Consider the following 14,016-nt stretch of genomic DNA (forward strand, 5'->3'; position numbering starts at 1 on the left):
TCAGTAGACTTAAACGCTGTAGCCCAACGCCATCAATAAAATGCTTAAGATTTTCAAAAAGACTATCACTATCAAAGCTTGGTTTTCGCGTCGGCAATAGTCTTATTCAATACTTAATATCTTGATACTATATATCAAGTATTTGATTTTTTCAACTAAAATATCTTGATTTTTCTCAATATTTGTCAATATATGTGGAACTTTGTCTATAAAATTGTCAGCTTAGGACTAGCTCCCAATTGCAACGCTTCCCAACTGGCTACAGCAAACTCAGCCTCCATTTTTAGCACTTGAGCTTGATACTCTGGATCTTGTGCCATTTCCACCAATGCTGCATCAATTTCTGCCCGTTTGAGTGCTTCCAGTTCGTGCAGAAGTGCTTGTGCGACAAACTCATTGCGACTTTTAGCTTTTCCTAGGCTCACTGCCTCGTCAGCAGCAGCTAAAAGCTCCGTAGGTAAAGTTATTGTCGTGCGAATCTGATTTTTCATAATTTTTTTGATGTTTATGTTGATGTCAATAACAGCATCAATTTAACTATAACTTAAAAATATTCACCAGTTTCGCGTGAGATACTTCAGGAAAGGAGGCTAAACTGAACCGTATTAGACATTTCCCGAAATTAAATATGCGTTATCCAGAACCGTTGTAGAGAGGTTGCATGTGCTACGTCTCTACATTAGACATCTCCATAAATTAATTATGCGTTAACCAAAACCCTTGTAGAGACGCGAAATTTCGCGTCTCTACATTCTTTTTCGGAGATGTCTATTCTTTATGGTCGCAAAGATATGAAAATAAGGGACGTTCTTAAGAACGTCCCCGTAGTGAAATTTATAAACAATCAATCAATCTTAGAGATATTAGAGAGCGTCTACAACTCCCTCAAGAAATCAATCATCGCTTGTTGATCAGAAGGTTTCAAAGAACGGAAACGAGCGATAACTTCGCGTCCTTCACTTCGATGAGTTGTCGAAAGCTCACTGTCATAAGGTGGGCAAATGACATTCTCAGGTGATGTGCCGTATAAGCTGTAGTCGATAACATTGCCGATTATATTGGTGACTCTGCCATCTCTGGGAACGGGGCATCCGCCACCCCGCTGCTTAGAAGTCTTATCGTCATCCGGTGCTGGCAGGTCATGTAACTCAATCGCTGCACGAATCGCATCGTCTACTGAACGAACAACTAACGGTGCGTTGGTAACTTCGCTATTGGTCGTTACAGTACCCGCAGGCGTGGTGTCACGGTTTAAGATACTTAAGAAAACACGAGCATCATGCAGGAATGGCGGTCCAACTCTCCCAATTCCTGTCAGAGGTGTTGTCCGGAACTGATCACCCTTAGCAGTACCTTTCTGGTTTGAGAAGGCATCACTACTCAGGTTGCGGGGGAGATCATAGGTCGTGAAGGTCTTGCGGAATTTACCTTTGCGCTCCTGATCTCGATCGTCGTCATCGGAATCTTTGCCGGATTTGTCACGACGAACAATTCTTTCAGAGCGGCTGATCAGGATGGGGTCGCGGGGAGTTGGCGCAAACCTTTCAGCATCTATGGTTGGGCCTCTATGGATATTAAGATCTGAGAATACAGGGGTCCAACGGTAGCTGAGAGCATTTACAAGTGCTTGTTCATCAGGTCCCAAGGATGGGTCGCCAAGAGCCGGAGACAAACCAGTTCTTTGAATTGGAGTATGACAGCTGACGCAACCAACCATGCGATCGCTCTGGTTAATCGCATTGCGATCTAGACCATCGCCGCGTCTAGGCATCTTACCGGAAATCGTCCGGTTAGCAAAGGCAACCAGGTCAACACCAAAAAGCTGCGCCCCTCGTTGTACTCTAGCAGCAGGGCTGTTGCCTCTGATAGGCCTGGAGGGATTTCGGGAATTTAGCACCGCCAAGAGATTGTTGCCAAATTCTGGGGGAGCCGTCCCGCGGATGAAATTGCGCGCACTAAATGGTATGCTGACAGAAATCTCTGGATCATCGATTAAACTGCGGCAGTTGCGATTATAGGGGGCAATGTTGCCGTCAGCAATCACTTGCTCAAAAGGAGAGATCCGGTTGGTCATGCTCAGAGTACCAAACGTCCCTCCCACAATAAACTGCATCATCTCTGCACCATTGGCACGTAAACCAAAACGCCCCAGTCCTTCGGCGAGTTGATCCTCTCGCCCACGAGCCACATTCGGAGGAACTGTATTGTTCGCACCTGTGATGCAATCACCGGTACACTGAAACAAAGAAGTCTTGACGGAGGAATTGTCACCTCTGATATCGTTGGGGTCAGGCACACTGGAAATATCGACGTTGGGAATAGCCTCTATCAACCCACGACCAATATATGGGGGACCAGCAAGTTCAGTAATAACACGTCTAAATCCAAGTGGACTCTGTCCCGTAACTGGATCGACGGTTACGAGGTTTCTATCTTCTGCAATGCTGGGGATAGCCTCTGGTCTGCAATCTAGACTTGGGTCTAAAGCTTTCAGTTCTTCAGAAGGAGGGCGCACGTGTTGCAAGAAACCACCAAAATTCTGAGTTACACCGAGGAAATTTGGCACATTAGTCAACGGATCAAAAGATGTCCGAAAATTGACCTCTTCTTGACTGGGTGAAAAGTCTCCAAAGACTGTAAAGGCTGCGGTTCGCCCTGTATTATTAACCGCATCTAATTCTCCACTGGTGTTTACACTCTGACGACTGAAGTCAACAGAACCATCGGGACTGACCGGATCTAAGCGTCTACCCGGAGCTTGACCGCCATCTGTGGTATTGCCTGATACAATACTGAAGTTTGTGGTAGTTGTCCTGCCAGCTCGACTGACGAGAGAAGTACCTGTGAGTAGTCCTTCATTGGGAACTGACTCAAGGTTATTCAGGTGACAACCCGCACATCGAGTTTGCATGGCTACCGACCCGAAACCGTTCTCAACTTTTTGTGGGGTAGTAAAGAACTCAGACCCTTCTATCACTCTTTCACGAATTGAGTTTGGTATAGAAGGATAAAGTAATGTATCCAACTGCGCCAAAGTTCTTACGGGGGTAAGTCCGACATTGCCATAGGTGTCCCGACGCACACGCTCCGCTGGACGCAGGGGGCGATTAGGATCAGGAGGTTGAACCACAAAGTTGGTTGCAACCTCGGCTTGGCGGCGGACCATTAAAGTATCTTGATCAGGAAGAGGAATCTGACCGAACACTTTGTATGGGAAAACGTAAGAAACGAAAACTGAGAGGCTAAATGATATAGCCACTATCAACAAGACACTCAGAAATTTTAATTTTCGCATTAAATTTTTTAGCCCTGTTCAAGATTTAGTAAGACATTGAGTAAGAGAATCTGAAGATCACGAATTCCATATTGGATTTGTGCCCTTTCAAAGCTAGTAAGTACGAGAACTCACTACATATTAGTACCAATGCTTAGACCTTGATTTCGCAAACCTAAGGGTAATTACATATATAGCTTACCTTTATGGCAATACGAAAGTAAAGTCGTATAAGAAGAAATATTTCTACATACAAAGCCTAGTATTGTCGGGAAGATTGTCTAGAGTCGATGGTAGGTATGACAAAAGCTTGGGTAAAAACAAGCGAAAAATCAGTAGGATTTCGGAAAATGCCCGATAAAAGATTATGAATTTTGTATACCAGTTAACCTTGGGGAGATTTTTCCGTAAGCATCGTCGCTCCCAATCCGAAGGGGGTGCCGCTAGACGTTCGGTAGATTTTTCAGTTGGAGCGATGAAACGTTACACTGTCGAAATTCTGTCACGAATTCTTACTGCCTTGTCGAGGAGCAAATTTAGATGCGTTTGCCCTGAGGTTGCAGAAGCGATCGCTCTTTTTCTATCGGTGACAGTTCACATCCGTGCATTCGCTACCTCAACTGAAGCAGTCTATCAATAGACAACCTATTTGAAAATTAACTATGCGTTGCCCAAACCCCAAGAGACGTTAAATTTAACGTCTCTACATTCTTTTTCAAATAGGTTGTCTAATACACATCTTCACAAAAAATTATGCGTTATCTGAAACCCAACAGACCTAGCACAGAGCTACGTATATACGTATTTTTCGCTTTTATGTCTAAAAATATTTGACAAACATCCTCTCATGAAAATTTCTAGGTGTTAGTATCGAACAAATAACTCATCCCAAGGGTTACAGATGCGATCGCCTTACTTTTTAATCCCCTTAAACCGCTCTTTTGCACTTTCAAAAGCAACTTGCATCACCGACTGAATCTTCTTCGGATCGGGTTTCTTACCACCCATCAAATCACCGAAGTAAACACAAGCACCTTCACCCAACGACCAAGTATAAGCCGCTGCCCAAGATGCAGCAATTACGCTGCCAAAACCTGGTATAAATTTAATTAACTCACGAGCGATCGCCTTTGCCAAAAAACCACCTGCGATCGCACTCACCAAACCCCCCGCTTGGGATGGTGTCAGCGTCTGTCCATACAATTTACCCAACAACCCCACCATTGATACTTGCAATGCGGTTAATACTGGCATTGTCGCTACTGGCAACGGTACTGCCGCCACTGTCGCTGCCATGATTGCAAATGCTAACATGTAACGGCGTCCCGCATCGCGGTAGAGGTTGCCAATTTGCTCACCAGCAGAGCGATCCAATAATTGATAAATCGCTTGGGATTCTGCCTCTGGAAGTAAATCTGCTAAAGTATCTCTTAGCGCCTCTAAACCATAAAATACTGGTGTGTAGCCGTCCTCTTCTAAAGTAAAATCAATCATGATAGAGCGATCGCACACTCCACTAAAAGCTTGCTCAATTGCCGCGAATGCTCGCTTGACTTCCTGATAATCTGGTGGATAAGCCGGATGATCGACCGTACCCGGAGGATAAACTTCGTGCAAGCAAGTAACCGCTAGCAAACAGGGAATATCTGGATATTTCTGACGTAATTCTTTGGCAATTTCTCGTAACGAGTCAATAGCAAAGTCGTTGATTTTCACCGTGAGAATCAAAATTCTCGCACCCCGACTTTCTTTTTGCAAATCAGCAATTAATTCCTGAATAATTGCCTTTTGCTCTTGATACACATCTCCCAAACCGACCGTATCCGTAAAAATAAGTAAAGGCAGGTCATTTGAAGGATAAGCGTAGCGTTCAGTATGTTGCGTATGCGGACGATATCCTTGACCGACAATCTCAGCAGAAACTCCCGTCAGTCCCCGGACAATTGAACTTTTTCCGGCTTGCGGTTTACCAATCAGCAGCGCTTCAGTCGTTGGTAGTTCCGTGCGAACTGTCTGCAAAATCTCTGCTACTTGAGCTTCACTGACGCTCAACTGTTTGACAACCCTTTGTGCTACTTGGTCTACGGGTAAAAGTTGCATTAAGCGGCTTGTTGCATGATTCCATACAGCAAGTATGCGGTTGTTACGGGAATTATTGTCCGAAGTTTTCACATCATCAATCGATTCACTCGACTGCTGAGAATCAGTTGATGGCAAGTTAGCATCATTTTGCTCAGTCATTTGTATCAAGGTAGATAGAGTCTATCATTCAGGACGCTTCATGTTTTAAATCCAGAAGACCCCTGTAGTCATTTTAGGTGATGAGACGCAATTGTTCGTCTACCTGCCGACAGTCGTGCGGTGGATGTAGTAAGCGTTTTAACGCTTAAATTAAGCGCTTCAGCGCTGACTACATTTTTGCATTAAAGTTTTTGCCAGTTGAGCGATCGCTTGCCAATCTCCACTATTTACCAGCTTTTTCGGAAATAACTCACTACTCAAACCAACTGCCACAGCACCAGCAGCTATAAATTCTGGGGCATTATCTAAACTAATACCACCTGTAGGAATTAACGGTATTTTACCCAGGGGTGCTTGTAAACTTTTAATATAGTTCACTCCTCCCACAGCTTCCACGGGAAACACCTTGACACAGCTTGCACCTTGATTGTAGGCGTTAACAATTTCTGTAGGAGTCAGCGCCCCTGGTATAATCGGTACATTGTTCGCAATTGCGGCTTGAATCATAACTGAGTCAACATGGGGTGTAAAGAGAAATTGCGCTCCAGATGCGATCGCTTCTTCCATATCATTAAGATTTAACAGCGTACCAGTACCAATGATGCATTCAGGTAATTCCAAACGTAGTTGAGCAATTAATTCCCCAGCGCGATCGCTATTCCAAGTAACTTCAATTAACCGCATTCCTCCAGAAGCGATCGAAGAAGCCATTTTACGTCCCAATTCAAATTCAGGAGCGCGAATTACAGCGATCGCTCGATGTTTTTGCAATTGTGATAACCAAATTTGATTAAACATCCTAACAGCGCTACAGCAGTTTGCTCGGGAGAGCGTGAACGCACACTTTTCTTTCTTATCTTGGCGTTCTTGGTGTCTTGGCGGTTCGTTATTCAATTTTTATTTACAGTTGTTTTGGCAAACCCTACAGGCTATGATACTTTTTTTCCTTGCATATATAATTTACAACTTCACAAACACATTAACTCTGCACGCAAATGAACCTTCACAAATTATCATCTTCATCAGTTATAACCTTCCTAATCGCAGCAACCCTTGCTAGTAGTGCAACCAATCCACTTCCATCCTTAGCACAATCGCAACTAACACCAGCCGAAAAATCTGGGCAAAACTTTCAACTAGTTTACCAATTGCGTGGACATATATGGGATGTTGCCTCTCTTGCTTTAAGCAAAGATGGACAAATCCTGGTTAGTGGTAGTTTTGACCAAACAATTAAAGTGTGGAATCTAAATACAAAAAAACTACTAGCTACCCTAGATGGACATCAAGATGGAGTTAATGCCGTTGTTATCAGTCCAGATGGACAAATTCTAGTTAGTGCGGGGGGAACAGCGCAAGCTAATACAGATAAGAATATCAAATTATGGAACCTAAAAACAAGAAAATTGCTTGGTACTTTAACTGGGCATTCTCAGGGGATAACTTCTGTTGCGATCGCACCAGACGGACAAACTCTCGTTTCGGCTAGTTACGACAAGACTATCAAATTATGGAACCTGAATACAAAAAAACTGCTTGCCACTCTACAAGGACATTCCAGTCGAGTTAGTTCTATTGCCATCAGTCCGGATGGACAGACTTTGGCTAGCGGTAGTGGTGGGGTGGATAATACAGACAATACCATCAACTTCTGGAACCTGAAAACAGGTAAATTACTGCGTACCCTGACTGCATATTCTGGGGCAATTAGTTTTCTTGCCTTTAGTCCTGATGGAGAAACCCTTGTCAGCGGTGCAGATCCCGAAATCAAGATATGGAACGCAAACACCGGACAATTGCAGCGTACCCTAAATTTATCATCAATTGGGGGCATCAGTGCGATCCAAATCAGTCCGGATGGACAAACGCTTGTTAGTGGTGCTTTAGATACTTCGGTTAAGTTGTGGAATTTGTCTACCGGAACGCTACTAAAAACCCTGGTGCAACCTCCCAGCAACAATCAAAATTTTGATCGTCTTACACCTAGTAGTATCGCTTTTACTCCCGATGGCAAAAGTCTGATTATTGGTCATGGGGGTGAAGCTGCTTTGTCTAATTTTCCCATTGACATTTGGCGGATATCTTTCTAAGAAAGAGATATACATCTATGGTGTGAGAAAATCACAAGCGATCGCCTAACTTAAGTAATACTTTTTTTCCATCTATAACTATTTGTTTTCTACCTAAAGTGGTATTCAAATATGTAATTACAGGTTAATCATAACTTTTAGGGTTTTAGACAAAATAATCAGCCATTAGTTTTAATCAACATCAATTAAATTCTATCGCCAGCAGGAGGTAAACAAACAAAGTAATGTTTACAGTATTCCTAGATAGATATTTTAAACATCTTAGGAACAGCAGTATGCCTCTTTACAAACTCGAAGACTTTGACCCCAATTATAGAGATACCTTTGCTGGTGATGACATTAAAGCTTTGGATCTGTATACCGAAGGTAAAGAAAAAATTGGCTCAGTCGCTGATGCTTTAGTCGATCCAGAAGGTCGTTTTCGTTATTTAGTCATTAATACAGGTATTGCTTCTTTAGGTAAAAAGATATTGCTTCCGATTGGTCTTTCCCATATTGATTATAATCAAAAGCGCGTCTACGCTGATGGACTCAGCAAAGCACAAGTAGAACGTTTACCTGAATACAAAGACAGCATAACCGTTGATTACGATTATGAAGAACAGGTACGCAATGTTTATCGTCCAGAAGGTAGAGACGTTAATTACAATCGTGACGAATACAATTATCAGCAAGAACCTTCTTTCTATAATTTAAATGACCAATCTCATCAAACTTTAAAACTATATGAAGAACGATTAGTTGCTAGTAAAACTCGTGTCAAAACTGGAGAAGTATCAGTTGGTAAGCATATTGAAACTGAAACCGCACGAGTTTCAGTCCCAATTGAAAAAGAGCGAGTTGTGATTGAGCGAGTCACTCCCACAACAAGCGAAGCTGTAGTAGATTCTCGTGAACTTAAGTTTCAAGAAGGTGAAGTTGCACGCATAGAACTCTACGAAGAAACCCCGGATATTCATAAAGAAGCCTTTGTCCGTGAAGAAGTTAGAGTCCGCAAGGTTGTAGATAAAGAAACGGTTGAAGCAGAAGAAACAATTCGTCGTGAAGAGTTAGACATCGACACTCAAGGGGATTTGCGTGTGAATGAAAGCGGTTCTAATCTTAATAAGAGTGTTTAAGAACTGATTAACAAATTTGTTGAGTGCATTTAATGATGCAAACAGGTAGAAATCTAAATTTTCTACCTGTTATTTTTTATTCGCAGACAAATAAGCCAAATGTATACCAGTCTTAATCAAAGACAATATAACCGACTTTTTAAATAAGTCGGAGATATGAAGCTAGATATAATTAGACATCTCCCAAAATTAATTATAGCGTTTCCTAGTCTGCTGAAGTACAAATTTATCTGCGTCCATTTTTTGCTTATCTGTCTTCCGAAGCGGTTAATTCAATATTCTGTACCTCATGAATGTGGGAATCGCTATATGCATTGCCGAAAACTTTTGTATAGACCTAACAATACTACTTTTATGGAGATGTCTATGAGAGAAATTTAGGTGTTGCTGAATTCAGGGGATGAAAATTATTTTGCGTAATTTAAAGATATTTTTAGAGAGGTTGCACATGCTTCGTATTTACACAAAATTCATACATGAAGCAACACCTAACATTAAATATCTACCATTAGAATACAGAGATAACTAATTAAATTCAGTCGTTAGAAAGAGGAAGATAAACAGATAAAACATTACCATATAAATGTCGGATAAATAAAGTTGGAGTAAAAATAATATGCCTCTTCACAAACTAGAAGATTTTGACTCAGAATATCGTAACGCTTTTGATGATGATGACATCAAAGGTAAGAGCGTATATACAGAAGGAAGCGACGAAAAAGTTGGTACGATCAGCGATGTTTTAGTGGATGAAGATGGACGCTTCCGTTATTTTGTTGTTGACTTAGGCTTTTGGATTTTTGGTAAAAAAGTATTGTTACCAGTTGGTCGTACTCGCGTCGATCATGGCGCCGATCGCGTATATGCTTTAGGAATGACTAGACAACAAGCCGAAGATTTACCTGAGTTTAGCGATCGCCTTGCAGTTGATTACGACTACGAAGAAAAAGTACGTGGGGTATATCGTCCATCTGCTGGAATTACAGCTGAACGATCCTTAGATGCACCTGCACCATTAGATACAACAACAGGTTTGGGTGTTGGAATTCCCTTAGGTGTTGGAACAGCTTTGGATGCAGCTGCCTATCAGCCAACAACTCCAGTAGATACAATTGTAGATCGTCCTACTTACAACCGCGACACCTACGATTACAAACAAGATTCTTCTTTGTACGACATGAACGAGCAGGATCATCAAACCCTGCGATTGTACGAAGAACGCTTGGTTGCTAACAAACAACGTCGTAAGACCGGTGAAGTAGCGATCGGCAAGCGGATTGAAACCGACACAGCACGGGTTTCGGTTTCAGTAGAAAAAGAACGGGTAATAGTCGAACGAGTAACACCTGCTGATGCTGGTAGAACCGTTTCTCCTGATGCAACTGCTTTCAAGGAAGGTGAAGTAGCACGCATGGAAATCTACGAAGAAACTGCTGACATCAACAAAGAAGCATTTGTCCGTGAAGAAGTCAGAGTCACGAAAGTTGTAGACCACGACACAGTAGAAGCGAAAGAAACTATCCGTCGTGAAGAATTGGATGTAAGCGCTCCTAATCTTCCCATCGAAGAACGCTAATATAGCACATTGCATACTTCCAACATCAACCCAGTCCGTCATCGGGGTGATGTAACCAATTAGACATCCCCAGAAAACAATGTAGAGACGTAGCACTGCTACGTCTCTTGGGGTTGTGGACAACGCATATTTAATTTTCACGTCTAGGTCTATTAAATACAGTATAGGTGAAGATTTTTAATGAGCTTTGCCTGTACTTATCATCAATTTTAAACATAATTTAGAAGTTAGAATCAATAACTTGATTCTGGTTATTGAATGTTAATTTAAATTTAAATTAACAAAAATCACAATTTTTTACATATGAATAGTCAAACTGTGGTGCAAGACGTAGAAAATACTGACAACGCAACTCGTATTATGTCCTTGTTAGAAACCTTACGGCAAAAAGTACAAAACTTCGCTGTCCTAGATATCCAAGGTCAGCGAGTAGGTGAGGTCAATAATCTAGTTTTAGATGCCAATCGTCAGCTAAACTTAGTTATATCAGAAGATCCTAATGCGCTTAACAATAATCGCTTTTTCTTACTCCCAAGTAAGCTGATAAAAAAAATTGATACATCGAAAAGGTCACTATATATGGAAATTGATAAATTAGCAATATCTCATCAGGAATATTTAGGAAAAGAAGTACCCGAAAACGAAAACATATTAGAAAATTCCAATCCCGTGACAGAAGTAAATAGTACAGCAGTACCAAAATATAATTTAGAAAATGTGGTAGGAGAAGATATTATTCGTTTGCTAGGTGAAAGATTAATTGTTGACAGCACCAAGCGAAAAATAGGTGAAGTTATTGTTCGCAAAGAAATTGAAACCAGGATGGTACAAGTACCAGTCAGGAGAGAGAAACTTATTGTTGAACAAATCAGCCCAGAACACAAACAACTTGCAGAAATTGATTTAGGGTTGACAGAAATCTCTGGTATTGATTTCGCTGAAAACCAAAGACCTGAATTTGCTAGTCTTAAGGGTAGTTTAACTGTCAGTGGGGATTTTAGTTCACCAAAAATAGCTAGTTTACTTTTAAATGCGATCGCTCTTGAGCGCAATCATAAATGTAAGCAGGTGCGAGTGACAATCGTTGTTGAAGATGAGTCAACTCAAAAGAAATATCAAGAATGGTTCGATCGCTGTTCTCAAGGTCAAGAACCAAAGGCAGAAAAATAGTATACATCGTAGAGACGTTCGGTGCGGAACGTCTTTACTTATTTGTGGGAAAAGCGCTAATTAAAATTCACAAACCGAGTCTCGTTCAATAGAACAGGTATTTTTAGCAAAATCGTTTCTTTCAAAGAATGAATATCTGCATATTCTTCAGAGGTTCTAGGTATTTGAGGTTATCTGGGAGAATAGACATCTCCAGAAAACAATTATTGTGACGCGAAATTTCGCGTCTCTACAAGGATTCTGGTTAACGCATAATTAATTTCCAACAGATGTCTAATGAACGGTTCCTGATTGGGTTGAAGCATTTCTGCCAGTGCGATCGCAGAACAAGTCATATTCGCAAAGCTTGCTACACCCATCGCTTTAAACCAAAACTCAGATTTTTTTAAACTTGATTGCATAAATCGTCTATAATGTTAAAAACTTATAGCCGATTTTATACTTTAAATATCAAAAATATATTGTGAAAAATACGTATATTAAAATCTAGATGTTCCCGTCGGTGCGGATAATATAAAATCCCAAAAAATGCAGTTGTCACGGTGTCAGCGATAAAATTAGCACTCTCCTGTTCCGATTACAGTAATAATTGGTAAAGGCTTGCGTCCAAACAGTTTTTTTGGCTACAAAAAAATGAAATTTAGACCGCAGAAACCCTTAAGGGATCAACGGCAGCGTCGGCTTCCACGAGTTAATATTAAGATCCGGGATGGAAAGTTCCAGATTATGGGGATGAATACCTGGTATTCATACTGGCGTGACCCGTATCATCTACTACTAACACTTCCTTGGTCTGGCTTTTTGGTGTTGATTGCTGCCATCTATTTGGCAACTAATGCTATATTTGCACTTTTGTACTTAGCAGGAGGAGATTGCGTCGAAAAAGCCCGACCGGGTTCTTTTTTGGATATGTTTTTCTTCAGTGTTCAAACTTTAGCATCTATCGGCTACGGTGCGATGTATCCGAAAACGACTTACTGCAATATTATTGTCACAATTGAAGCAATGGCAGGTCTGGTGGCAATTGCAGTGATGACGGGATTAGCCTTTGCTCGTTTTTCTCGACCGACTGCCCGTGTGATGTTTAGTCGTGTCGCTATAATTACACCTCATGAGGGAATGCCAACCTTAATATTTCGGACGGCAAACCAGCGCGGCAACCAGATTTTAGAAGCGCAGATGCAAGCATACTTAATCCGTGACGAAGTTACCAAAGAACAAGAATTTATCCGTAGAATCTACGATTTGCATCTGATTAGGAATAACTCTCCGAGCTTTACTTTAACTTGGCTGGGAATGCACGCGATCGATGAATCGAGTCCACTTTATGGGATATCAGCCGAGTCTTTAATTGAGACAAATACCATGATTACAGTCTTATTAACTGGCATTGATGAAACCATTGCCCAGTCAGTCCATGCCCGTCATGATTATACTGCACGGGAAATTCTCTGGAATTATCGATTTGTAGATGTTATTTACCGCACAGCCGAAGGGCATCGTTACATCGATTACAACTTCTTCCACGATGTATCACCTTTAGATTAAGTCGCTTGAATGCCTTCAGTTTGCTCCTTAATCGGTGGTTGTAATGGTTTGACAACAACCCGACCATTTTCAACCACAGTACAGTTTTTCGGCTTTTGGCATTGGTTGTCTGCGACACCTGGGCACTCTTTTTGATGTTGGATATTTTGCTCTTGTTGCTGCTTAAGGACAACGACACAAGGAGCGCATGAGGCAGATGACATATGAGGTATTTTGAGCTTCTATATTAATTATCTCTCTGCTGGGATCATTTTTCCGAAAAATTTGCTTAATGTTTAAGTAACTTAAACTTTTAAATTACTCTAGGGCACACCTTATGAAAAAATTTATCAGATACCTGAGTTTCGCTTTTATATCCACAGTTTTAACTGCAACTCCTTCAATTGCAGCTGACCAAATCGCTTTTTATTATCCTCCCTTTGGCGAATTTACTTTATCCACCCAATCTCTAGAAACTTTTGCTAAAGAAGGCAAAATTACTAAAGACTTTGCCTTTTATGCTGGACGCGCTACTCCTCAACAACTTGCTCAACTGCGGGAATTACTCCAGCAAAAGTTTAAAGTTACTCCTACTTTAGTTTCTCAGTTTAGCTACTCACCTTTAGGGGAAAAGGTAGTGCAACGTTTAGGAGAATTAATTCAAACTGATAAGCGAAAAAACGGCTTTTATGCAATACGCGGTGCTTTAATTTTAGCAGCTGCTGACCCCCAAGGCTTAACTGTTGTGAATGTGCTGCGACGATTTCCCAGCAATAGCGTGCGGATAAACTTCACAGAAGGGTTGCAGGTAGTTTCAAACTTGACAGACTTGCTGAAAAGAAAAGATGCGATCGTTGCTTTTATTCAAAAAGAAGCAAACGCAGAAGCTGCAAACGTTGACTTTTCCAAACAGCCAGACTTGCGATCGCGTGGAAATTTTCGTTTTTCAAAAATAACTCTGGAATTGAAAGACCAAACACGCGATCGGCGTTTACCCGTCGATTTATATTTACCACAAGG

The 14,016-nt window shown here is 41.3% G+C and carries 13 protein-coding genes; 7 read left to right on the forward strand and 6 right to left on the reverse strand.

The window, feature by feature from the left end:
- Positions 1 to 206: 206 nt before the first annotated feature.
- Complete coding sequence (locus OGM63_RS01250; RefSeq protein WP_263743683.1) at positions 207 to 491, reverse strand: ribbon-helix-helix domain-containing protein; 285 nt, start codon at positions 489 to 491, stop codon at positions 207 to 209.
- Between the two features lie 383 nt (positions 492 to 874).
- Positions 875 to 3,166: a cytochrome c family protein gene (locus OGM63_RS01255; RefSeq protein ID WP_263743684.1), complete on the reverse strand. Its 2,292-nt coding sequence runs from the start codon at positions 3,164 to 3,166 to the stop codon at positions 875 to 877.
- A 475-nt stretch (positions 3,167 to 3,641) separates the two neighbouring features.
- On the opposite strand from OGM63_RS01255, the gene OGM63_RS01260 reads away from it, so the two are divergent.
- Positions 3,642 to 3,914, forward strand: coding sequence for a hypothetical protein (locus OGM63_RS01260; RefSeq protein WP_263743685.1), 273 nt, complete (start codon positions 3,642 to 3,644; stop codon positions 3,912 to 3,914).
- 272 nt (positions 3,915 to 4,186) lie between these two features.
- Here OGM63_RS01260 and OGM63_RS01265 read toward each other — a convergent pair whose 3' ends face one another.
- Positions 4,187 to 5,515 carry a YcjF family protein gene (locus OGM63_RS01265; RefSeq protein ID WP_263743686.1) on the reverse strand — a complete coding sequence of 443 codons (1,329 nt, stop codon included), beginning with the start codon at positions 5,513 to 5,515 and terminating at the stop codon, positions 4,187 to 4,189.
- A 159-nt stretch (positions 5,516 to 5,674) separates the two neighbouring features.
- Positions 5,675 to 6,313 carry a bifunctional 4-hydroxy-2-oxoglutarate aldolase/2-dehydro-3-deoxy-phosphogluconate aldolase gene (locus tag OGM63_RS01270; RefSeq protein ID WP_263743687.1) on the reverse strand — a complete coding sequence of 213 codons (639 nt, stop codon included), beginning with the start codon at positions 6,311 to 6,313 and terminating at the stop codon, positions 5,675 to 5,677.
- A 197-nt stretch (positions 6,314 to 6,510) separates the two neighbouring features.
- Here OGM63_RS01270 and OGM63_RS01275 point away from each other — a divergent pair, with 197 nt between their 5' ends.
- From OGM63_RS01275 to OGM63_RS01290, 4 genes are all read left to right on the forward strand, one after another.
- On the forward strand, positions 6,511 to 7,605 hold the full coding sequence (locus OGM63_RS01275; protein ID WP_263743688.1) for a WD40 repeat domain-containing protein: 1,095 nt from the start codon (positions 6,511 to 6,513) through the stop codon (positions 7,603 to 7,605).
- Between the two features lie 275 nt (positions 7,606 to 7,880).
- Positions 7,881 to 8,723, forward strand: a complete 843-nt coding sequence (locus tag OGM63_RS01280; protein ID WP_263743689.1) for a DUF2382 domain-containing protein — start codon at positions 7,881 to 7,883, stop codon at positions 8,721 to 8,723.
- 616 nt (positions 8,724 to 9,339) lie between these two features.
- Positions 9,340 to 10,299, forward strand: a complete 960-nt coding sequence (locus OGM63_RS01285) for a DUF2382 domain-containing protein (RefSeq protein ID WP_263743690.1) — start codon at positions 9,340 to 9,342, stop codon at positions 10,297 to 10,299.
- Between the two features lie 303 nt (positions 10,300 to 10,602).
- On the forward strand, positions 10,603 to 11,469 hold the full coding sequence (locus tag OGM63_RS01290; protein WP_263743691.1) for a DUF2382 domain-containing protein: 867 nt from the start codon (positions 10,603 to 10,605) through the stop codon (positions 11,467 to 11,469).
- 203 nt (positions 11,470 to 11,672) lie between these two features.
- Here the strand turns inward: OGM63_RS01290 and OGM63_RS01295 are convergent, their stop codons facing one another.
- Positions 11,673 to 11,870, reverse strand: a complete 198-nt coding sequence (locus tag OGM63_RS01295; RefSeq protein WP_263743692.1) for a hypothetical protein — start codon at positions 11,868 to 11,870, stop codon at positions 11,673 to 11,675.
- Between the two features lie 232 nt (positions 11,871 to 12,102).
- Here OGM63_RS01295 and OGM63_RS01300 point away from each other — a divergent pair, with 232 nt between their 5' ends.
- Complete coding sequence (locus OGM63_RS01300) at positions 12,103 to 13,017, forward strand: ion channel (RefSeq protein WP_263743693.1); 915 nt, start codon at positions 12,103 to 12,105, stop codon at positions 13,015 to 13,017.
- Here the strand turns inward: OGM63_RS01300 and OGM63_RS01305 are convergent.
- Positions 13,014 to 13,220, reverse strand: coding sequence for a hypothetical protein (locus tag OGM63_RS01305; RefSeq protein ID WP_263743694.1), 207 nt, complete (start codon positions 13,218 to 13,220; stop codon positions 13,014 to 13,016). The two genes, OGM63_RS01300 and OGM63_RS01305, sit on opposite strands and share 4 nt — an antisense overlap.
- A gap of 113 nt (positions 13,221 to 13,333) precedes the next feature.
- Between OGM63_RS01305 and OGM63_RS01310 the strand changes: the two genes are divergently transcribed.
- On the forward strand, positions 13,334 to 14,016 hold a 683-nt coding region (locus OGM63_RS01310), incomplete at its 3' end, for an alpha/beta hydrolase (RefSeq protein WP_263743695.1).

Origin of the sequence: Plectonema radiosum NIES-515 (assembly GCF_025753815.1) — a bacterium.
GTDB lineage: Bacteria > Cyanobacteriota > Cyanobacteriia > Cyanobacteriales > Nostocaceae > Hassallia > Hassallia radiosum_A.